We start from the raw sequence: 21895 nt of genomic DNA on the forward strand, positions 1-21895 counted from the left end.
AGGGTGAAACAATGGAAAGAGTTTACGATGTAATCGTCGTGGGTGGTGGCATAGCCGGTGTTTCGGCAGCAGTCGCCGCATCCCGACTCGGCGCCGGGGTTCTTCTCGTTGAGAAAGGTATGTCTTTCGGAGGAGTTCTGACCGGCTCGCTGGTTAACCCTATGATGACCTTCCACTCCCACCGAAGACAGGTGATCGGGGGAATAGGTCAGGAAATAGTGGAGAGACTGATAAGGGAGAGAGGCTCTCACGGACATCTGGAAGATCCTATCGGTTTCGTGAAAAGTATTACACCCTTCGATCCAGAGAAAATGAAGAGTGTTTTGATAGACCTCCTCAGGGAAGCCAAAGTCGATTATCTATTCAATTCGCTGGTCGGCAGGGTCTGGGTGAAAAACGGGTTTTTGCAGCGTATAGAGACCGTGAACGCCAATGAGCTCCGCACCTTCATAGGGCGAGCATTTATAGATGCCACCGGAGAGGGAAACCTTTCGATCAAAGCCGGGGCCAGATACATCAACGGTGACGGCGACAGGGCCAGCTGTCAACCAATGACGCTTGTGATGAGAATCGGAGGAATAGACAGAGACGAGATCATCTCTTTCATTAACAAGCACGAATCGGATTTCGTGCTGGGTGAAAGGCGTGATTTCTTCTACCTCGCAGTCGCTGGCTTCTTCAGTTTCATGCCGCTTCTGCGCAATTACAGGGTCAACTTCAGACGGGACAGGTTGCTCTTTTTCGAAATACCCTTCCATCCCGGAGAGGTTTTCATGAACACGACTCGCTATGCCGGATTCGGCGGCAGTGCCGTTGAACTGACAGCCGCCCAGAGCGACGGAAATATCGACGCATGGAAGTTCATGGATTTCTTGAAGAGTGAGGTGCCGGGTTTCGCGAATGCGTCTCTCATACAGACAGGATGCAGTATAGGAGTGAGAGAGACTACCCACGTGACCGGAGAGTACATGATGAAAGTTGACGATCTGCTCGGGCAAAAAGAGTTCGTAGACAAGATCGCCATCGGCTCTTATCCGGTCGATCTGCACGTTCCCGAATCGGGAGAGCTGAAAACCATGAAAATACCCTTCCCGGGAGAGTACAGCGTACCCCTCAGGGCTCTCTTTCCGCTTGGATTGGAAAACGTGGTTCTCGCCGGGAGGGCGCTCAGCGCTGAGCATCTCGCCTTTTCCGCGCTCAGGACCAGTCCGCTGGCCTCGGCCACCGGCATGGCCGCGGGCATATGCGCCGCGCTATCGAAAGGTTCACATTTCAGGGTGAGAGATGTACCGATAAAGAACATTCAGAATGAGATATCTAGAATGGGGGGAATTCTGTGAAAGCAGTCGTTCTTCCTATGGACGAAAGACCACCAAATTACAGTATGGTTCAGAAGATCGGAAAAATGCTCGGACTGGAAATCCGCCTCCCCGGAAGGGAGCTTCTGGGCAGATACATGAGACCGGGAAAGTGCGAAGAGCTTGGTCTATGGCTTATTGAAGAGAGCGGCGACGCTTTCGTGATATCTGTGGATATGCTCCTCTTCGGTGGGCTTATCGCCTCCAGAGCCGGAGATGTGAGTGAACCCGAAGCTCTGAAAAGACTGGAACTGATTCGCGAACTCAGAGAGAGAAATCCCAGCTCCAGGATACTTCTCTCCTCGATAGTAAGGAGAGCCTCGATCTCTGTCTCCTCCGCCGGCTCCAGAGAACTCTGGGAGAGACTCAATCGGTATCTTCGCGCTATCGGAAACGGCCAAGATAGCGAGGCTCGCTCGATAGAATCTACTTTTCCGTGGGGCTTTCTGGAGAGTTATTACAGACTCAGAAACAGGAACCATATTGTCAACAGGGCCTGTGTGGAGCTTGTTAAAGAAAAGGTCGCCGATCTACTCGTGCTTGCCCAAGAAGACACCTTCCCCAACGGTCCACAGAAGCGCGAGCTGGAAGCGCTCGAAAAACTTTCTCTGGAGAGTGGTGTTGCAGAGAGTGTTTTCATTCACAACGGCGCCGACGAGGTTATCCAGGAGCTGTTGACTTTTACATCTGCAGACCGGCAACCGCTTTCGGTGGATCTGATCTACGATTCGCCCGAGACGGAAAAGAAAGTGATGGATTTCGAGGACAGGCGATTCGGGGAAAACGTCAAATCGCACATGAGGCTGGTAGGTTTGACCGTCTCTGAGGAGTCACAAACCTCGATCTTTATAGCCGGTAGCGATGTAGAGAAAGCTCTGGAAAAGCTCGAGGATTTATCGAAAAAGAAGAAGAGGATCTTTATACTCGACGTTTTCAGGGCCAATGGCTCTAACCGGCAGTTCGTGGAGGCCTTCCTTAATATGGGTTTGGAAAATATCTGGGGCTACTCGGGGTGGAACACCGCTTCTAACAGTCTGGGGACGCTGCTTGCCGTGGTGGTGGCGGCCTGCAGATCTACAAACTCCAGCGGCGAGATTGGTTCATTCTATCTCTCCCGTCTCCTCGACGATCACCTCTATCAGGGCGTCTTGAGAGACGAACTCGAGAAGAGAATTCGGGATGTCGGCGGCGACGAATACAGGGTCAGTGAATCAGGCCGTCTATTCGAGGAATTCCGCGACGACCTATTCATACCTCGGGCAGTCGAATTGATCGAAAGGTACTTCTACGGCAGGCGTCACGACGTTTTTGGCGGTGTCGTAAAAAAGGGAAGTATTTCCATAGCGGACTTCTTCCTGCCCTGGGACAGAACTTTCGAATGCGATCTGGAACTGATAGAGGAGGGAAGAGAATGTCGAAGATAAGAATGGCGATAATTGGGGCCGGCGTCTGGGGGGAGACGCATGCCTTTCTTTACAGGGAACATCCGGCCGTAGAGCTGATAGCGATCTGCGACCTCGACCGATCGAGAGCGAAGAGCTTCGCTCAGAAGTTCGAAATACCCCATTTCTTCACCGATCACATAGAGATGCTCGAAAGCCTCGATTTCGACGCGGCGGCTATTGTGACCCCGGACTTCGCCCACGGAAGGATCGCCATCGATTGTGCCAACGCCGGCAAAGATTTGCTGGTTGAGAAGCCGCTGGCAACCACCAGAGAGGATCTCGCGGCAATTGTCGGTTCCGTATCGAAGAACCGGGTGAGGATCATGACCGATCTTCACAACAGGTGGAGCCCTCCCTTCGCTGTGGCCAAAGAGATGCTCGACAAAGGAGAGCTGGGTACGCCAGTCAGCGCCTACTTCAGATTGAACGATGTGCTCTGGGTGGCCACAGATATGTTGCCGTGGTCGGCCCGCTCGTCGATCCTCTGGTTCCTGGGGAGCCACTCGGTCGATACTCTGAGATGGTTTTTCAATGATGAGGTGGAAAGCGTTTATTCGGTCAGCAGCAGCGGCGTTCTAAAAAACTTGGGACTGGACACAACCGATATCTATCAGACCCTTCTCAAGTTCAGAAAGGGCGGTATAGCGACCATGGAGAACAGCTGGATAACACCGAACACCAACCCATGCGTGAACGATATCAAGTTCAACTTCACGGGAAGCCGGGGAATGGTGAACCTTGATTTAAGCAACAACCAGATGATCGAAAGCTATACGCAGAGAGAAGCTAAACGGCCCGATGTGCTTGTGAGGCATTTCATTCACGGAAAGGCAAAGGGATTCGCGTACGAAAGCATAAGGCACTTCATCGATTGCCTGGTGAGCGGCGAAGAGTTCCTGGTGAGCCTCGAAGACGCGGTGAACACCTCTCTGGTGATACTCTCGATCTTCGAGTCGGTGAGAACCGGAAAACCGGAGAAAGTCGAAACGATAGAGGCACTATCGGCTACCTGAATAACCCCGTGGATCTCATACAATTAAGAAAATACCGATCGACATCTGCAAGCTGGAAATGTCGTCGATAAACGACTATTTCGGGCTCCATTCATTCTACCCATCCAGATTCAAAGGGCTGCCAATCAGCTTTTTAGAATTCTTCGCTCGCAGTTGTATATCATCGTTTGTGAGTATTTCTCAAAACTATCTATTAGTTTTGGAGAAAATAATAATTTCTGGTAGAATATTCATAAAAGACAGCTAACTTTGAAGGAGGTTGATCGAATGAAGGTAATCGCTATCTTTCTCGCGATAATAGTATCGGGCCTGTCGACCTTTGCAGCCAGCGGAGGGGTCAAGAATATAACAGGAGCTTTCATACAGCTAGATGGACAGCTTTCCCAGTTCACTGAGGAACAGTGGAAGAGTGAGCTCTCTTTAATGAAAGATATAGGTATGGATACAGTGATAATCCAGTACAGCGCTTACGGGGAGAGATTTTATTACCCTTCCAAGTATATGAAAACGGACGAGATCTCACCCGATGAAAGTATCGCCGAACTGGTATGGAGGGGTTCTACCAGAACGAGGTTCGTGAAGATAGTCATTGAACCGACCAGTAAGGAGTGGACAATGATTCCCGAGATCACAGTCAAGAAGGGAGGAGAGGTTCTCTCGGTCGGAAGAGCCTACACAGTCGATCCACAGGCTAACCCAAGCTATCCTTCCGATGGGAAATTGACCGACGGTGCGGCCGATTACGCTTGGGGCGCTATGGTGGGCTGGCAGTATCCGGAAAAACCCATCGAGATTGTTATAGATCTGGGAGAGTTGACAGCTATAGATTCTATCGCGGTAAAGTTCATGAGATCGGAAATATCGGGTGTCCAGATACCCTCGAAGGGTTACGAAGTAGCCATTTCCAGCGACGGAAAGGTTTTTATGAGCGCGGGGAAGGTCACCTGGGAAGAGAACAAACAGGAAAAGGTAAACGACACGCTTGGCGAACTCTTGAAGGCCGCCGATTCACTCGATATGAACGTTTTCCTAGGTCTTTCGCTCAATCCGTCTTACTGGTCGGGTGAGTTCGATCCCAAGGAACAGATAAACATGAACCAGAGGATTTTGACGGAGCTTTTCAATCTTTACGGCGCTCACGCATCTCTGGCCGGCTGGTACCTTCCCGAAGAGATAGACGACAGGAATTTCCTAACGCAGAGCAGGAAAGACGGTATCAGAACCTATCTGAAATCGATGGTTACCTATGCAAAGTTCCTCACCAGAAAGCCGGTTATGATCTCTCCATACTTCGGAATCAACCCAAACGGGGAGGCATATGCCGAATGGTGGGACTATGTGCTCAGCGAGGCGAAGGTGGATATCATAGCCATGCAGGACGGTGTCGGAACCAGAAGGACTTCGGTCGCCGAGTCGGCCGGGGTTATAAAGGCTTTGAAACCGATCATGGATAAACACGGAGTGAGGTTCTGGGTAAACGTGGAGGTCTTCAATCAGATCCACGGCTGGCCCGTCGATGCCGGAAGCTGGCAGGCCGTCCCGGCCGATATAGAAAGGGTAGTTGACCAGCTTCAGATGCAGTCTCCCTACACCGAGAAAGTCGTCATATTCGATTTCCCTCACTACATGACTCCGAGGCTGGGAGGAAAGGCCGAAGAGCTTTACAAGGCCTATAAAGAATACACAGGATTGGGGGATTGATCATGAGGAAAGTTCTTGCGATCACGGTGATACTGATTGTTGCTATGGTCGGTCTGGCCAAGACCGAGCTTTCCTTCTGGTACGCCTGGGGAGGGGACGAAGGGAAGGCCCTTCTGGCTCTGGTAGAGGAATTCAACAAAAGCCAGAGCGAGATAGTTGTGAGGCCGGTCTTCGTTCCAATAGGACAGGGAGAGAAGATAAATACCGCTCTGGCCGGATCTTCTACGCCTGATATAGTGACGATCTGGGACTGGATGGTAGTTCCGCTGGGCGAGAGCGGCGCTTTGATACCGCTCAACGATTATCTTGACTCGGCAGGGATCGACGAGTCAGACTATCTTCCCGGTGTATGGTCTTACGGAGCATACAGGGGGATCAAGTACGGCCTTCCCACGACCCTCAACGCCTACGCCTTCATGTGGAACAAGACCCTCTTCAAAGAGGTCGGTCTCGACCCGGACAGACCTCCGGAAAACATAAAGGAGCTTGACAGATACGCAGAACTGCTTTTCAAACAGGACACCAGGGGCAATATCAGGCGTTTGGGCTTTTTACCAAATGTGAGCCACATTTATTTCTACGTCTTCGGCGGCCAGCTATGGGATCCGGAAACCGAAGAGATAACGGCCAACCATCCCGGCAATGTCGCGGCGCTCGACTGGGTGGCTTCGTACTACAAGAAGTTCGATCTGCAGAAGATCAGGGTCTTCCAGGCCACCTGGGGAGAGATGGCCAGCTCCTACAACCCTTTCTACCGTGGACAGCTGGCGATCCAGGAGGCCGGACAGTGGGAGCTGCTTTTTATAAGGCAGTTCGCCAAGAGCGACTTCGAATTCGGAGTTTCGCCCTTCCCGGCTCCTGAGGGCGGCAGAGAGAAGGTAGCCTATTTGAATGGCTCCTTCTGGGCGATCCCCAAAGGTTCGAAGTATCCCGATCAATCCTTCGAGTTTCTGAAATGGTTGACCGACAACGATCAGGCCGCCAGGTTCGCCGCCGAGCTGTCGAACATCCCCCCCAGGGTCGATTCGATAGAAAACCCGGCCTTCCGGTCAAAAATGCTTCCGAATATGGAGATATATATAGATATGCTGACCAATGGTTATGTGTATTTCTTCCCCACGCTTCCGATCGGACTGTATTACATGGAGGAACTGAATCAGGCGTTGCAATACGTACAGAGCGGAGCCAAGACGGCCGAGCAGGCTTTGAACGATGTTCAGCAGGCCGTAATAAGGGAACTGGGGAGGTACGAATAATCCATGAGCAAAGTGGCGAAGTCCAGGCTTAGAGAGGCGCGTATCGGTTTACTCTTCCTTTCTCCCTGGCTGATCGGTCTTGCCATTTTCACGGCCTATCCGATAATCGCATCGCTGTATTTCAGTTTCACGCATTATAGCGGGCTATCTTCGCCACGCTGGGCCGGATTTGACAATTACATCCAACTCTTCAAAGACCCGCTGTTCTGGAAGTCTATCTATAACACCTTGTATTTGGCGATAATCGGTATCCCCCTCGCACAGGTCCTGAGCATCCTTGTGGCCCTCTTGCTGAACACAAAGGTCAAGTTTCTGGGGATATTCAGGACCATGTACTTTTTGCCGAGCATAGTTCCGGCCGTTGCGACGGCTCTCCTCTGGAAGTGGTTCCTCAATCCGCAGTTCGGACCGGTGAACCTGCTTCTGGAAAGAATAGGTCTTCCCACGCCTGGCTGGTTGACCGACCCGGTCTGGTCGAAGCCGGCACTCATCTTAACCAGCGTTTGGGGAGTCGGCGGAGCTATGGTTATATATCTGGCCGGCTTGCAGAACATACCCATCGAGCTCTACGAAGCGGCTGAACTGGACGGAGCCGGAAGAATCGCCAAGCTTTTCACGATAACTCTTCCCATGCTCAGCCCGGTTATACTCTTCAACGTGGTGATGGGTATAATAAACTCCTTCCAGTCTTTCACGAGCGTTTTTATAATGACCGGTGGAGGACCGGAAAACTCTACGCTGGTCTACGCGCTGTCGATCTACAGAAATGGCTTCCAGTTCTACAAAATGGGTTACGCCAGCGCCATGGCATGGGTGTTGCTCATAATGACTTCCATTGCGATTGTCTTCGTTTTCAAGTTTTTCGGAAAATACGGTTACTTCGGGGGAGTAGATAAGCAATGAATAAAAGATCGCTCGGTAAAGCATGGATATACCTCTTGCTTATAGCCGGAGCCGTGTTTTTCATGATACCGTTCTTCTGGATGTTCTCGACGTCTCTCAAGTCCTACGACGATGTTTTCGCCTTCCCACCTGTATGGTGGCCTTCAGAGGTGTTGTGGTCCAATTACGCCGACCTGCTTGTGGAACTCCCCTTCTTGAGATACACTCTCAACACTATAATAGTGACGGGGATGACTTTGCTTGGTTTCATGCTTTCGTCTTCATTGGTGGCCTTCGGATTCTCCTATTTCAGGATACCGGGCAAGAAGATTCTCTTCAGGATACTGCTGGTAACTCTGATGATACCGCCGCAAGTCACCATGATACCGCAATTCGTTCTCTTCAACAAACTCGGCTGGGTCGGCACGTTCCTGCCGCTAATAGTACCGACTTTCTTCGGTGGTGCCTTCTCGATATTTCTTCTGAAACAGTTTTTCGACACCGTACCGAGGGAGTTTTCCGATGCGGCGAAACTCGACGGCGCCAACGAGTGGAAGATCTTCCTTAAGGTTTATCTTCCACTGTCCAAACCGGCTCTGGCGACTTCGGCGCTTTTCATATTCATATGGACCTGGACTGACTTTCTGAATCCGTTGATATATCTTAACGACGATCGAATGTACACGCTCTCGATCGGTCTCCAGCAACTGTCGACATCGCGTACGACTGCCTGGCCGCAACTGATGGGAGGGTCCGTGTTGATGACTATTCCCATAATCGTTCTTTTCTTCCTGGCACAGAAAACGTTCATTCAAGGGATACAGGTTGGAGGTATCAAATCATAGAGCACCTTGAAAAAGAAGGAGGAATAAAAATGTTCAAAAAGGGTATATTGTTGCTTCTCACGTTACTGGTGGTTTCTTTCATGTTCGCCGGCGAGTTCAACGTGTCGGCCGGCAAGACCTATACATTGAGTCCGGCGCCGAATGCCAATTACGCGGATACTGGAACTAAGCTCACCGATGGCAGCTTCAACTTCAGCTGGGGAGACATGGTGGGCTGGGATAACCCCGTCGCCAACCCGACGATCGTCGTCGATCTCGGCGCCGTCTTCGAAGAGATATCTTACGTAGCTCTGAAGATTATGTACTCGGCCCCTTCGGCCGTCAACCTGCCGGAGTATTTCATAGTGTCCATCTCAGAAGATGGCGAGCTCTACGAGGATCTTGGCATGGGGATAACTTACGCAGAGGCTCCAGTTCCAAACGACACTATCGCCACTCTCTACTGGGCTAACGACGAGTTCGTCGGCTACGGAAGATACGTAAAAATTGAAGTAGTTCCCGGGGGAAATGCCTGGACTATGGTCGCCGAGGTTATCGTAGGAGACGGCGCGATACCGGAAGAACTCGGAGCCGTTGTCGGGGGAACCATGGATCTGACAGAGGCAGCCACTGTTTCGGTCGGCAAGCCGTACATGCTAATACCACTTTCCTCGGACGCTTATCCGGACACCGATTCGATAGAAGTAACCGATGGCTTCGCGAGGTACTCCTGGGCCGACATGATCGGCTTCGACAATCCGGCGATCAATCCGACGATAATAATAGATCTTCTTGAACCCACTTCAATAGTCAGAGTTTCCGGCCATTTCATGCGCTCGTTCGCCTCGGCGGTCAATTTGCCGAAAAGTCTTTTAATAGGTGTCAGCGACGATGGGATGGAATTCAGGAACGTCGGCCTGGCAACAATTACCAACCCCTATCCGGCGCAGAATGAATTCATAAACGAGATATACTGGGTGGCCGTTGAACCGGTGGTGGCAAGATATGTGAAGATCGAGATCAGACCCAGGGGCAACGCGTGGACCATGCTGGCCGAGGCTACAGTCTGGGCAGTGAAGTAAAGATATGTTCGACAAAAGAGTCGTATTTCTCCCTGTAGATGAGCGCTTCTGCACGAGAGACTATTTCTTGCTACTGGCAAGAGCGGCGAATATAAACGTTGTGACTCCGCCAAAATCCTATCTGGGGGCAAAGAAAACGCCCCCGGATATTCGGCGACTGCTGAAATGGCTGGATGAGACAGTCTTACCTGGCGATTATCTCGTCCTCTCGATAGACATGCTCGTGCACGGCGGCTTGATACCCTCACGAATGAGTATAGAGACTCTCGACACTCTCAAAGAAAGGCTGGGCTTGCTCGAAAGATTGAAGGATCGCGACGTGAAGATCTACGCGACAACGACCGTTACCAGAACGCCCTTTTACAATTCGGCCGAAGAGGAACCCGATTACTGGCAGTACTTCGGCCAGGATATGTACGACCTTTCCAGGCTGCTGGCCAGGAGTTTCAGGGGCGAGAGGGTGCATCGGTCAGTGATCGAGAAGATGGGAAAGATACCGGTTCATTTCGTGAAGGATTATCTCGTGAGACGTGTCAGAAACCGAAAACTGGTCTCGCTCGTGATAGAGCTCGTCGAGAGGGGCGTGCTGGATTTTTTGAACCTGGTTCTCGATGATAACAGCAAGGAGAGCATCTCTCTGGCCGAAAGCGAGATCCACCAGGCCAGGGTAGATTCTCTGGGAATCGGTTCCAAGGTTTCCATACACGCCGGTGCCGACGAGGCGACTCTCAGTCTTCTTTCGAGAGTTTTATCGGAGTCGCTGGGCATCGTTCCGGCTTTTGAAGTGCGTTACTCCTCTCCAGAATACAAAGAGCTGGTTCCGCCTTACGAAGGCTCTCCCCTGCACCGGGGCATATACAACCATATAGAAGCGGCCGGGGGTAGAGTGGTGGAGGGCGAGGTTGACATTGTACTTCTGGCAAACAACCCCGAAGAGGGTCTCGACAGTCCTCAGCAGCCGTCCGTTCCGGCCAATACGGTTCCCTACGAGAGGTTTTTTTCCGATCTTAAGGCCGCTGGCAGAAAGATAAAGGGTATAGCCGACGTGAAATACACCAACGGCGCGGACAACTATCTGGTAAAGGAACTTCTGAATAGCGGGCTGGACTGGCTGGAAACGAACTACTCGGCCTGGAACACGGCCGGGAACACGCTCGGCACCGTGTGCGCACACTCGATAGTGCAGTTTCTCGGCCAGAAGGGGTTGCTCAACCTCGACCGGTCGAAGATCAAGGAACTCCAGGCGATCTTCTTCATCGAGCACTGGGCCTTTCAGTCCAACGTGAGACAAAGGCTGCTGGTCGAAGCCGAAAAGAAGGGTGTTCGGCCGTGGACGGTTATCCCTGTTGAATCGTGGGCCGAGGAATTCGTCAGGAAGGAACTGGAGGCTTTTGCTCCACCCGTTCGGAGGGCGCTGGAAATGGACTTCGAGATCGAAAGGTTATTCTTTCCCTGGCACAGGTCCTTCGAACTGGGCCTATATGTGGTGGCAAAGCGTTGAACTCTGAGGTGATAGTATTGGGTATGGATCTTGGAAAAATCGAAAAGAAGATAATAGTCTCCTGCCAGGCTTTAGAGGACGAACCTCTCCACGGACGCGGGATCATGGTTTTGATGGCGAAGGCCGCCATCATGGGAGGGGCAAGCGCCATAAGGGCCAATGGCACGCAGGACATTGAAGATATAAAAGCCGCCTTCGATATACCTCTTATCGGACTTAACAAGAGAAATATAGAGGGTTACCGTGTCTATATAACTCCCACTTCCGAGGATGCCCTCGCGGTTTTGGCGGCCGGTGCCGATGTGGTAGCCATCGACTGCACCTTGAGGAAGAGGCCCGAGCCTCTAGACTCGATTTTTTTCAACATCAGGAGAGAATTCCCCGACAGACTGATAATGGCCGACATCTCCGACTTGAAGGACGCGAAGGCCGTGCTGGATCTGAGACCGGATTTTCTCGCTACTACGCTTTCTGGATACACCGATGACAGCAGCGACAAACCTAAGCCCGACATAGAGCTGGTAAAAGTGCTGTCCAGAGAGTTCGATATTCCCGTGGTGGCCGAGGGCAATTACTGGGAACCGGAGCAAGTTGTCAGAGCCTTCGAAGCCGGGGCCTTCTCGGTTACCGTGGGGAGCGTCATAACCAGGCCCCAGCTGATAACCAGGAGATTCACAAGCTACCTCGAAGAGTGGAAGAAGAACCGGTTCATGTCCCGGGCGGGAGGTCGCTAGTGTTGATCGGTTTGAAGAAGGACGTGGTGATAGTCGGCGCCGGTATTTCCGGCGTGCACGCGGCGATAGCGGCCGGGAGGGCTGGTCTCGACGTTCTTCTAGTCGAGCGCGAGGGCTCTGTCGGAGGCATATCCACCCTCGGCCTCTGCAACCCTTTCATGAGGTTCTGGCTGGACTCGGGGAGCCTTGTGGGAGGAATCTTCGAGGAGATACTGAAGGATCTTGCAAGGCGCGGAGGGCTGCTCGCAAACTCCTTCGATTCGGAGATAATGAAGATAATCTATTTCGAAAAACTTAAAAGCGCCGGTGTCTCTCTGGTTCTACATTCTATTCCAATCGGAGTCGAAAGCTGCGACCGGCAGATACAATCCGTCAGGTTTTTTTCGTCTCAGGGGAGCGCTTTCGAGGTGGAGGCCAGATACTTCGTGGATGCGACCGGGGACGCGACGCTCTCATACATGGCCGGAGCCGAGGTTTTCCAGGGTGACGAGAACGGCGCGAACCAGGCCATGACTTTGATGTTCACGGTATCGGGGATAGATTACGCTCGAGTACGGGAAGATATAAGAAGTAATAGGGAAAACTTCTTCGCCTGGGTGAACCCGGACTTCGAAATCTTGTCTGTGGCAGGCTATTTCGAAGAGATAGAGAGAGCCAGGAAGGGCGGGTACGACCGGTTGCACAATTACTTCTTCTTCATAGAACTTCCCGGGAGTGGAAGAGCCACTGTCAATACCACCCATTCCTTCGATAAAAGCGCGGTCGATCCCTTCGAACTGTCCGAGGCCGTCACCGACTGCATGGCCCAGACGGACCAGCTGATGACCTTTGCCAGGGAGTACGTCAGAGGCTTTGAAAAAGCGGAAATAGAGAAAATAGCCACGCTGATGGGCGTGAGGGAAAGCAGAAGGTCGAGAGGGCTGTACGTTTTCAGCGGCGAGGATGTGAAGGCCCACAGGAAGTTCCCCGACGGGGTTGTAAGGGCCACTTACGGCATAGACGTCCACAACAGGTCAACGCAGCAGGTTAGCGAGGAAGAGAGAAAGGCTATCCCCCTTTACGACGATTACTACGAAATACCACTGAGATCTCTTATAAGCGCCGATCTGGACAATCTCGCAATCATCGGACGTTGTTTTTCGAGCGACTTTTCTGGCCAGAGCGCCGCGAGAGTCATGCCGACCGTTGCCGGCATGGGCCAGGCGATCGGCCAGGTGTTGCATCGGGCGATCTCCCGTGGAGAAAACCTTTCTGAAATCGCCATCGACGGACGCTGACCAGTTCTTACAGAGATTGGGATCTGGAAAAAACGGCCTGGCTGAACTTCTCCAGTTCGTCAGGAGAGATCAGGTAATATATGTCTTCGGATTTAAAAACGAAGACCTTCGACCGGGCTGTCATAAGAAAAGCCTTAGAACCGTTTCTCAGCTTGAACCAGCCAACCTTGTAACTGCCGGTAGATGCGCCGTTCGTCTTCAGAGTCGGTTCGAAGTCGCGACTTTCCTGCCAGTCGATGATTCCGGCTATTTCGGCAGAATTGAGAGCGATAGTTTTGTTTCCGAAAGGTAAGGCGTTCAGGATGACTCCGTTGTCGTCAACTCTGATATTGTTGCTCAAGGGAAATATTATGAAGAGAAAGATGAAGACAACCAGCAGTACACCGGTCAATGTGGTGGAGAAGATTCTCTGCCATCCCCTGGTCTTGAAATAGCCTATGAGGCATATTATGCCTATGAATGAAACTATACCTATGTTCAACAACAGAACCGTTGTGGGTAAAGAAAAGCCGAAAGCTTCAGTCATTTCCTTCTCCTTGAAAAAAGAATCTCTATATATTATGCCACAGACGGCGGATCCATAAGGAAAATGATGTATGATCTTACAAACGGGGCTTTAGACCGTCTGCGGACAGGCACGGAACGACTTCTGGAGATTTCTCAAGAGAGGTGTGTTAATGCGTGCTCTCGGTATAGATATCGGTGGAACGATGATCAAGACAGCGATTGTAGATGAAAACGGAGTGATTTCCGAAAAAAAGCTCTATCCAACGCAGAGAAAGCTCAGAGAGCAGCTCGTGCAGATAGTTAAGGAAGAGCTCGCCGTCAGCAATCCCGAAGCGATCGGCATCGGTACGGCCGGCAGAGTCGATCCTCTCACGGGCGAGGTGAATCTGGCCACGGACAATTTGACCGGTTGGACAGGAGTACCCTTGAAGAGTTTCATACAGGAGGAGACCGGTGTCGTTACAGCCGTTTTAAACGATGCCAACGCTGCCGCTCTGGGCGAATGGTTCTCCAACCATCGCCGCACGGAAACGCTGGTCATGCTGACTGTGGGGACCGGTCTGGGCGGAGGAGTGGTGATAAACGGCGTTCCGCTACTGGGAAAGCGCGGCGAAGCCGCCGAATTCGGACATGTGGTTCTGCATCCCGGTGGAAGGCGCTGCAACTGCGGAAAGGCCGGGTGTGCCGAGCAATACGTCTCCATGAGACTCATTCACAGGCTGGTGACTGAGGTTACCGGTCGCGAGTTGGACAGGGTAACGCTTGTCGAGCAGTACATGAGTGGCGATCCGATAGTCGAGAAGGCCGTCGATACGGTCGCCGGCGATCTGGCGATCGTCATAGACTCGATCTTCCTGAGCTTCGATCCTGAGACTGTCGTTATAGGGGGCGGAATATGCGAGCTCGGCGATCGCTTCCTGCTGTCTCTCAGGGAGAAACTTGTCGCTCCCTCACAATTGTCTCTTTATAGCCCCGAGAACGTTGTGCTGTCGCTTTCGCGAAACGACTCCGGAATCATAGGCGCGGCGATCTTCGCGATGAAAAGCGCCTCTAGAAAACAACTCCGACCGACGCGTAGGGGCAGAAAAAGAGATTATCCAGCGCCGGAGTGAATCCCAAAGAGACCCCCCCTTCGAGATAAAGTCCCGATTCCGATACGCCCAGAGCCAGACGCGCTTTGGAAGGGAGATCCCAGCCCTGTATCTTTCCAGCCATAAGATCGATAACACCGGCAGCCTGCACCCCAAGACCGGCCTTCACATAGAGAATCGTTATGGGAAGCTTGAAATTGAATCCGGCGTATGTCTGAAGAGGATCGACGAATTCGAACTTCCTCTCCGAAGGCCATACCTGGGAGAAGGGAATGTCGAACTCGAAAACTCCCACGTTTGCCAGTATAGATAACCTGGCGCAGGCCAGCGTCTGTTCAAATACCTGCTTTACCTCGATACTCACGCCGAGATCTATTTCGACCGCCATCGAAAGCGAAACGATTACTAGAACCATCACAAAAAGCGTTAAGAACTTTCGCACGAGCAACACCCCCGAATTTGAATGACGCCATTCTTATGATACATCAATAATCTGTAATATCAAACATATGTGATACTCAGATCGTGAAGCTCCTTACCGTCGAAGACCCTGATCAGGTGGTTGTTGGTATCGGCGATGTAGAGAAGTCCATCGCGATACTTCACATCGTTCGGTTCAAAAAGCCCCAGGAAGGAACATTCTGAACCGTCGATCCTGCAGGTGCCCCCTCCGGCCGTTCTTAGAAGCGTTTCTACGCGCCTGGCCTCCAGGGACACCCTCCTTATAGCGTGATTGTAAGTGTCCGCTACGTACAGAAAATCGCCCTCGCCGTGAATTCCTAAGGGATGCTGAAAGAGAGCGTGACTCAAACTACCGTCCACGTGCCCGAAGGAAAAGAGACCGTTCCCGGCCAGAGTATGGACCGTTCCCCTGTCGAGATCTATGAACCTTATGGCAGAAACTTCCGAATCGGCTACATAAAGCCTGCGGCCGCTGAGGAACAACCCGCTCGGCTGGGCAAAGCTCGCCTCTCTCAGAGAGCCGTCTATTATATTTTCCAGGCTGTTTCCGGCGAAGGCTTCTATGGTATTGCTTCTCATGTTCAGTCTCCAGATCTGATGGGTTCCGGCCATCGCTATATAGAGATGCACACCGTCTGATTGAAGATCCCACGGCGAGTTCAACCTCGCCCTCGAAGGCTCTCCGCTGTAATTCCAGTTGTGCCCCTGAAGGCCGTCGCCGGAAACTGTGGTCACCGTCCGTTCTTCAATGGAGGCCTTGCGGATCGCATGGTTTTCCGTGTCGGCGATATATAGATGGCCGCCGGAATATACGATGCCCTGGGGTTTGTTAAACGTGGCCTTTTCGAAACCACCGTCGGACATGCCCGGAGAGCCGCTGCCAATAATATCGGTAATGGCCGCATTTAACTTGTCATCCAGCCTGGTTATAAGGATTCTGTTGTTGTTTGAATCGCTTATGAATAGAGTTCCGTCGCTGTCGAAAGAGATCTTCCCCGGATAGGAAAGCATCGGTCCGCCGCTGTAAACTGGTGACTTGACTTCCAGTTTTTCCCGGCTCAAGATCCCTCTACTCTCCCCATCTTCCAGCGCCCTGGTGATTTCGTTCGAAAGGTAATCGCGTTTTCCCTCGCCGGAGGTTTTGGATAGAATCTTCCCGTCGGGTCCTATCAGAACGAAAGAGGGCCACGCTCTTATTGCGTAACGGTCCCAGAGGTGGTATTCGTTGTCCACGAATACGGGGTGAGTTATTCCGTATCGCTGTATAGCCGCCTGTATGTTCCTTTCCTGTCGTTCGTTTTCGAATTTCGCTGAATGTACTCCGACAACAACCAGCGGCTTATCGCTGAACTTCCCCTCCAGCCACTTCAGATCGGCAATAACATGAATACAATTGATGCAACAGTAAGTCCAGAAGTCAAGAAGAACCACTTTACCCTTGAGCTTTTCCATTGAAAGGGGCTCATCGACATTCAACCAGGTCCCCGAATCGGGAAACTCTACCGCTCTTCCGTACAAATTCATCACTCCTTTCACTTTATGACTGGAATGACGCAAAAATCGATCAAAGAGCGGAAGAGCGGTTAGTCGTCAATTGTCCCGGAACGCGGACCCGTCCTACGGGACTGGGTGGCTCTTTATTATAAGATCTGAGTCTTTAATGTGATTATTTAGCATATTAGGTTATCTTGGCTTTCTTAGCACATCTATGCTGCTTTCAAAATTCGCCCGGCTATTTTGAAGAGTACTTCGGTTTAATTTCTCATACAATTCTGGCAGGGCTTTAAAGACCTCCGGGACTATCCTCTGATCCAGAGGCATCCGGGTCATCATTTCGGCCGCTTCCGGTAAGGAGTAAGCCTCTCTGTAAGGTCTATCGGCAGTGAGAGCTTCGAAGACGTCGGCGACGGCGAGAATCTTCGCTTCGAAGGGAATCTCTTCTCCTTTCAGTCCCTGGGGGTATCCTGAACCGTTTTCTCTTTCATGGTGCGCGTATGCATATGGAATGTATTTATCTAGATATTTGAACTGTTCAAGCAGATCTTTTCCGCGTCGAGGGTGATCCATCATTACTTCTCTTTCGATTTCATTCAGCGGTCCTTTCTTCTTCAGTATGCTCGTAGAGATTCCGAGTTTACCTATGTCATGGAGCTTTGCTCCGTTAACGATTTCTATGAGTTTTTTTCTTTTCAACCCTAAACGCTTTCCGAGAATCTCGGCAATTATGGCTACATTTCTCGAGTGATATGTAGTATATGGATCCTGTAATTCCCACATATGAACTATCGTCTGCAGGCCTTTTGTCTGGTGATATCTGGAAAAAGAGACGGACAAAACTTCCATCATCAAAAGAACGCCTATCAATCCGGAGATGAAGGCGTGAAATACCAGCCAGTTGTAGAGTCCGTAACCCCTTACGCTGGCATGAAGCCCGTAAGCAAATATCTTTTTGCCTTCGTCTGAAAGGATTACTCTATCGGCCATGGAGAGGCCTTCGAGAACCTCGTGTTTGTCGATACCAACCATGACCACCACATCATCTACTGCATTCTGTGAAAGGCTGTCCATTATATTGACATACGCATAAAGCTCCTCGTTTTTCATAGATACCATGTAGTCCTTTTCCATCGTCATTCCCGAAGGTCTTTCGACTATCATGATCTCTCTCACATAAGGAAAGTCAGTCAGTATCTCCTGGAACATGCTATCTATAAACTCCCGGTCTTGTGATATGAATGCGTTGAACATGTCATTCCATTGGAAATAACCTCTAGATATAGACGTAATAAACTGATCGACAGCTTTCCGGTAGATATCCGAGTAAACTTTGTGGGTGTATTGAATGACTTCCGACTCGAAAATATGAAAAGGCAAAAACATAAGCAAGAACATGATAAGAAAGACGGCGGAGACTACTCTGGGGCCGGCGAACTTCAGTTCCGAAAATCCTTTCATCGGAATTCCTCCTATGTTCCACACTCCCAGTTCATTTATGGTTGAGTCTTTCGAATTAATATAAAGTATCATTCAAATTAATATATCATACGAATATTCACTTCCAATATTTCCGATAGACTCTCTCCAAAAATACTGCAAAGAATATCGTAATATCGTAGAGAATCGCTTTGGATTACTGTGTGAAGCGATCAAAAGGCTTTTCACTTTTTGCAGGATATAGTTATTTCAGAGTGCTAGACTTTCAAAAATCTCAGGTACTCTCTGCCGTCCTTATCGTAATCTCTGAAGATAAAAGCTTCGATGATATTGTTATGGTTTCTCAAGAACTCAACACTGAAGTAGCAGGCGATGTACGGCGGCGCAAAAGTGTAGAAGATATCCTTTATCGCCGGCCGGTATTGGAAATTCATACCATCGTGGTGCGGGTTTATGTTGCGCAAGAGCAAGCCCCTTTCAGCGACAGAGATATCGTAGCCCGTGTCTATATCCCGGCAGTAATATCTTCCCGCGTACTCCGAGAGTTCGTCTATAGATAGCGGCTCGATAAAAGGTAGAAATTGCTTCATGCCAACATCGCTGATTAAAGAAAGTCTGATTTCTCCAGACTCCTGTGTGATCTCGCCTCTGAAAGCCCTGCTTCTTTCTTTGAAACGCAGTCCCTGCAAGGGTGATAGCACCATTACATTTTCGCCGTTCATATCCAGTTTCAGCAAACCTTCTTCAACAAAAAGCCTGCAAATTCGGGCGCTCTCTCTTTCGGCGAACCATTTATCTCCGTTCTCCATTAGCTCTGACCAGTCTTGTGTAAAGCTTTCTACGGTAGAAACTTCCTTCTTTTGAATCAAATACGTCGAATCATTTTCGAGGATTTCATCTGCGATGGCTTCGTATATTTCTATTCCGAGTTTTTCGAGCCTGTTGCAAAGGAAGTCGTTTCGGTTTGCCAGAATCACAACCGACAGGGATTCATCCGGCATTCTGTATATTACCGAGTTGAACCCAAGGCAACCTCCCTCGTGCATGACGACCGTTCGGCCCTTTCTCTTCGAGAGAAAGAGACCATAGCCATAATTGCATTCGCTACCGTCATTCAAGATGCCGGGAGAGAGGATTTTTTTCGATATAACCTCCGGGTCTTTGCCAAGTGTGTTCGAATGAAAGTTTCTCTCCCATATCAGCAGATCGTCGATGGTACTCCAGAGCTGACCGGCGCCGGTGCATTCCATCAGATCCAGGGCATTACTGACTTTTACCGGATCGTTGGACGGATCTTTGAAAGACTCCGGATGCAGATATTTGTAGTTGCAGTAACCTGATACTATATTTTTCGTCAGTCTGCTGTTGTCTTCTCTGAAGAAGGTATCTTTCATCTCGAGGGGGGCGAAGATTTCCCTTGTTGCGAATTCATTCAACGACAGGCCTGCCACTCTCTCTACCAGTCTTCCTAGCAGAAAGTAACCGGAATTTCCATAACTCCACTTCTCACCGGCTTTAAACTTCAACCAACGAAGCTTTTTCAATAAGGCGTAGGCCTCATTTGAGGTTATGAAGTCGCTCTCTCTGAACCCCATGATGTACTGGGACATGCCGTAAAAATCGGGAAGGCCGTTTGTCATATGTATCAGGTCTGAGATCTTTATCTCGCCTGCGTGATCGCCCAGGTCAGGAAAAAAGTCAATAATTCTCTGAGATGGATCAAGCGACTTCTCTTCAAGCAGTGCTATGCACATTGCAGTGAACTGCTTGCTCACAGAGGCGACATGAAAGACGCTATTTGCTTTCACAGGGATCTCGTGCTCAAGGTTTGCATAGCCAAAGGTCTCCTTGAAAACGACTTCGCCGTCCTTCAAGACAGCTGCGGCGATTCCTGTATCTGCAAGATCTTCGAACAGAGATTCGATCTTCTTTTCTATCAAGACAGATCCCTCCGATCAAAAAAATACATAGTAATAGTATAACTCATTGCCTGCCCGATTTTTCCGCGATTAACTCCCTGTTTAAGCACGTGAGTTAGAAAAACAGGTCTAGAATTTTTTAATTACTGTCGAGCCGCTTGATAGTATACACATATCGACAGTGTTATACTCATACGTATGAATTGAAAGGAGGTGTGAACATGTTCAGAAAGATCCTGATTGTGGTTGTTCTTCTAGCATCGGTACTGGTCTTTTCTACGCAGTTTAAACGATCTGTAGAAGACAAAATCGTGATCGAACCAGGTGGCAACGCGGTCATTACCCGTACAGAATATGTCCCTTCCTCTGATCTGGCAAAAGTCTATATTCAGCACAGTGAAGCTCTTTCCGATCGCGAATTGCATGATGAGGTCTTCAATAACTTCTATGATGAAATCTCAAAGGGCTACTTCTTTCTCTACTCATCGGTACCTGGTTTCGGAGACAGAGACATAGAAATCTCGGTCGACAAAAGTGGCAATTACAAGAGTGTTATTACGATGAAAATCAGCGGGCTTATCACAAAATCAAAGGAGTTTCCGGGAAGTTACGAATTCTCGAGTAAGAACTTCTCCGAGGAGAAGGTCATGCTAAAGTACTTCGAAGACCTGATAGACGGAAAGGCTTTTGAAACGGCCTTCCTTGGTTCCTCCAAAAACTCGCTCGTTACTACAAAGACAACTACGATCGTTCTTCCGGAGGGATCGGAGATCTTCGAGTTATTATCTCCTCATGGCGAAAAACCCCTTAAAGACTGGTCGCTAGATCTGGGTGGAGGTACGAAATTCAAGGCAAGTCTTAACTATGACAAAAACACGATCTCCCTCAAGGAAGAAATAACTACCGGAGGCGGCTCGCCAGAAAAACTTATGAAATCGGACAACGAAGAGATCATGGCGAAGCTGAGAGACTATGCCGCCTTCACAGTAGTCTTCAATAGTCCCAAAACCCGTATGTTGACCGAATCGAAACCTTATGTCTTCAAGGAAGATTACTCAGGTTCCTGGAGCTTCTATGTCTCCCATACTTTCTCGAACGAATTCTCGTATCAGACATTGACGGTCGAACCGGGATTAACCGTCAGCCTGACATTCGGCGCGTCGCTTCTGTGGGAGCATGAATGGAAGAAAATCAGCTGGTGGAACTACAAATATGTCTTGAAGAGATTCCAGACGACTGTGAGTTTTAGTCCTTCATTGACCCCGTTCATTGAAGTCTCATCGGGAGCGGCAATCACAAAGAACTGGACAAAAAACATAACAACCAAGACCAAGTGGATAACCTTCTGGGTATCATGTGTTCCGGTGACGCTCGTTATGGAAGTGAAATTCGACGCGAACGCGGAGGCCAAAATTTACGGTGTAATAGGTTTCAGCGCCTCCACAACACTCTCAGCAAACACGACGCTTACAGTCAAGTATCAAAATGGTTGGAGCAAGAGCGTTTCGTACTCGGCCAACTATTCAGGTCTCCAGTTCGAGGCAAACGCGAAAGTCAACGCCTCGGCCAAGGGTTCGCTGCCGCTGACTCTATCGGCCTATGTTTACTATGTGGCGGGGCCTTTCGTCCAATTTGTACCATGGATAAAAGGAGAAACGATTGCCTCTGCCGGGAGCGCTACACAGGTCGGCTATAAAGTCACGGCAGGCTTCGACGTGAATGGTGGTGTTCACATGGCCGGTTGGCTCAAAGATCTTTGCGACGGCTTGCCCAGCGTGAGCTACACATTCTGGGAAAAGAACTGGGAAATAGCCAACTCGACTATTACCTTCTAAAGGACCTGGGCGTATCGTGAACTGAGGTCATAGGATAGAAGGAAAAGATGCGAGGAGCGATTATTTGTTCCGAC

18 protein-coding genes are annotated in these 21895 nt (G+C 50.2%); 13 read left to right on the top strand and 5 right to left on the bottom strand.

All coding sequences use genetic code 11. From position 1 onward, the window contains the following. Positions 1-11 precede the first annotated feature (11 nt). The 11 genes from MESINF_RS06960 (at position 12) to MESINF_RS07010 (ending at position 13073) form a co-directional block, all read left to right on the top strand. Positions 12-1340: an FAD-dependent oxidoreductase gene (locus MESINF_RS06960; protein ID WP_169699151.1), complete on the top strand. Its 1329-nt coding sequence runs from the start codon at positions 12-14 to the stop codon at positions 1338-1340. Beyond that, entirely contained in the window at positions 1337-2782 is a 1446-nt protein-coding gene (locus tag MESINF_RS06965; protein WP_169699152.1) for a DUF4127 family protein, read from the top strand. Before MESINF_RS06960 ends, MESINF_RS06965 begins: the two co-directional genes overlap by 4 nt. Then, entirely contained in the window at positions 2770-3816 is a 1047-nt protein-coding gene (locus tag MESINF_RS06970; protein ID WP_169699153.1) for a Gfo/Idh/MocA family protein, read from the top strand. Before MESINF_RS06965 ends, MESINF_RS06970 begins: the two co-directional genes overlap by 13 nt. Positions 3817-4083: 267 nt before the next feature. Then, on the top strand, positions 4084-5517 hold the full coding sequence (locus tag MESINF_RS06975; RefSeq protein ID WP_169699154.1) for a DUF4434 domain-containing protein: 1434 nt from the start codon (positions 4084-4086) through the stop codon (positions 5515-5517). A gap of 2 nt (positions 5518-5519) precedes the next feature. After that, positions 5520-6773, top strand: a complete 1254-nt coding sequence (locus tag MESINF_RS06980) for an ABC transporter substrate-binding protein (protein ID WP_169699155.1) — start codon at positions 5520-5522, stop codon at positions 6771-6773. Between the two features lie 3 nt (positions 6774-6776). Further along, the gene (locus MESINF_RS06985; RefSeq protein WP_169699156.1) at positions 6777-7676 is read left to right on the top strand and encodes a carbohydrate ABC transporter permease; all 900 of its coding nucleotides are present in this window, start codon (positions 6777-6779) and stop codon (positions 7674-7676) included. Beyond that, positions 7673-8500, top strand: a complete 828-nt coding sequence (locus MESINF_RS06990) for a carbohydrate ABC transporter permease (RefSeq protein WP_169699157.1) — start codon at positions 7673-7675, stop codon at positions 8498-8500. The genes MESINF_RS06985 and MESINF_RS06990 overlap by 4 nt, the downstream gene beginning before the upstream one ends. A 29-nt stretch (positions 8501-8529) precedes the next feature. After that, positions 8530-9561 carry a discoidin domain-containing protein gene (locus MESINF_RS06995; protein ID WP_169699158.1) on the top strand — a complete coding sequence of 344 codons (1032 nt, stop codon included), beginning with the start codon at positions 8530-8532 and terminating at the stop codon, positions 9559-9561. 4 nt (positions 9562-9565) lie between these two features. Continuing rightward, positions 9566-11062, top strand: a complete 1497-nt coding sequence (locus MESINF_RS07000) for a DUF4127 family protein (RefSeq protein WP_169699159.1) — start codon at positions 9566-9568, stop codon at positions 11060-11062. Positions 11063-11085: 23 nt separating this feature from the next. After that, positions 11086-11796 carry an N-acetylmannosamine-6-phosphate 2-epimerase gene (locus MESINF_RS07005; RefSeq protein WP_169699160.1) on the top strand — a complete coding sequence of 237 codons (711 nt, stop codon included), beginning with the start codon at positions 11086-11088 and terminating at the stop codon, positions 11794-11796. Next, positions 11796-13073 (top strand): FAD-dependent oxidoreductase, encoded by a 1278-nt coding sequence (locus MESINF_RS07010; RefSeq protein WP_231936651.1) that lies wholly within the window; start codon positions 11796-11798, stop codon positions 13071-13073. The genes MESINF_RS07005 and MESINF_RS07010 overlap by 1 nt, the downstream gene beginning before the upstream one ends. 7 nt (positions 13074-13080) lie before the next feature. On the opposite strand, the gene MESINF_RS07015 is transcribed toward MESINF_RS07010, so the two are convergent. Next, complete coding sequence (locus MESINF_RS07015) at positions 13081-13599, bottom strand: PH domain-containing protein (RefSeq protein ID WP_169699161.1); 519 nt, start codon at positions 13597-13599, stop codon at positions 13081-13083. A gap of 151 nt (positions 13600-13750) precedes the next feature. On the opposite strand from MESINF_RS07015, the gene MESINF_RS07020 reads away from it, so the two are divergent. Then, on the top strand, positions 13751-14692 hold the full coding sequence (locus tag MESINF_RS07020; RefSeq protein ID WP_169699162.1) for an ROK family protein: 942 nt from the start codon (positions 13751-13753) through the stop codon (positions 14690-14692). Here MESINF_RS07020 and MESINF_RS07025 read toward each other — a convergent pair. From MESINF_RS07025 to MESINF_RS07040, 4 genes are all read right to left on the bottom strand, one after another. Further along, entirely contained in the window at positions 14631-15113 is a 483-nt protein-coding gene (locus MESINF_RS07025) for a hypothetical protein (protein ID WP_231936652.1), read from the bottom strand. The genes MESINF_RS07020 and MESINF_RS07025 overlap by 62 nt on opposite strands. A 59-nt stretch (positions 15114-15172) precedes the next feature. Next, entirely contained in the window at positions 15173-16651 is a 1479-nt protein-coding gene (locus MESINF_RS07030; protein ID WP_169699164.1) for a thioredoxin-like domain-containing protein, read from the bottom strand. Positions 16652-16816: 165 nt separating this feature from the next. Next, complete coding sequence (locus MESINF_RS07035; RefSeq protein ID WP_169699165.1) at positions 16817-18088, bottom strand: HD-GYP domain-containing protein; 1272 nt, start codon at positions 18086-18088, stop codon at positions 16817-16819. A 236-nt stretch (positions 18089-18324) separates the two neighbouring features. Further along, positions 18325-20007 (bottom strand): serine hydrolase domain-containing protein, encoded by a 1683-nt coding sequence (locus MESINF_RS07040; protein WP_169699166.1) that lies wholly within the window; start codon positions 20005-20007, stop codon positions 18325-18327. Positions 20008-20207: 200 nt separating this feature from the next. On the opposite strand from MESINF_RS07040, the gene MESINF_RS07045 reads away from it, so the two are divergent. Then, positions 20208-21821, top strand: a complete 1614-nt coding sequence (locus tag MESINF_RS07045) for a hypothetical protein (RefSeq protein WP_169699167.1) — start codon at positions 20208-20210, stop codon at positions 21819-21821. Positions 21822-21895: the final 74 nt, after the last annotated feature.

The organism is Mesotoga infera (genome assembly GCF_900157305.1).
In the GTDB taxonomy this organism is placed as follows: Bacteria; Thermotogota; Thermotogae; order Petrotogales; family Kosmotogaceae; genus Mesotoga; species Mesotoga infera.

Bases quoted from the DNA above. Each gene is read 5' to 3' on its own strand.
- MESINF_RS06990 (WP_169699157.1), top strand. From the start codon at position 7,673: ATGAATAAAAGATCGCTCGGTAAAGCATGGATATACCTCTTGCTTATA.
- MESINF_RS06995 (WP_169699158.1), top strand. From the start codon at position 8,530: ATGTTCAAAAAGGGTATATTGTTGCTTCTCACGTTACTGGTGGTTTCT.
- MESINF_RS07005 (WP_169699160.1), top strand. From the start codon at position 11,086: ATGGATCTTGGAAAAATCGAAAAGAAGATAATAGTCTCCTGCCAGGCT.
- MESINF_RS06985 (WP_169699156.1), top strand. From the start codon at position 6,777: ATGAGCAAAGTGGCGAAGTCCAGGCTTAGAGAGGCGCGTATCGGTTTA.
- MESINF_RS07000 (WP_169699159.1), top strand. From the start codon at position 9,566: ATGTTCGACAAAAGAGTCGTATTTCTCCCTGTAGATGAGCGCTTCTGC.
- MESINF_RS07045 (WP_169699167.1), top strand. From the start codon at position 20,208: ATGTTCAGAAAGATCCTGATTGTGGTTGTTCTTCTAGCATCGGTACTG.
- MESINF_RS07035 (WP_169699165.1), bottom strand. From the start codon at position 18,088: ATGAAAGGATTTTCGGAACTGAAGTTCGCCGGCCCCAGAGTAGTCTCC.
- MESINF_RS07015 (WP_169699161.1), bottom strand. From the start codon at position 13,599: ATGACTGAAGCTTTCGGCTTTTCTTTACCCACAACGGTTCTGTTGTTG.
- MESINF_RS06970 (WP_169699153.1), top strand. From the start codon at position 2,770: ATGTCGAAGATAAGAATGGCGATAATTGGGGCCGGCGTCTGGGGGGAG.
- MESINF_RS06975 (WP_169699154.1), top strand. From the start codon at position 4,084: ATGAAGGTAATCGCTATCTTTCTCGCGATAATAGTATCGGGCCTGTCG.
- MESINF_RS06960 (WP_169699151.1), top strand. From the start codon at position 12: ATGGAAAGAGTTTACGATGTAATCGTCGTGGGTGGTGGCATAGCCGGT.
- MESINF_RS06980 (WP_169699155.1), top strand. From the start codon at position 5,520: ATGAGGAAAGTTCTTGCGATCACGGTGATACTGATTGTTGCTATGGTC.
- MESINF_RS07020 (WP_169699162.1), top strand. From the start codon at position 13,751: ATGCGTGCTCTCGGTATAGATATCGGTGGAACGATGATCAAGACAGCG.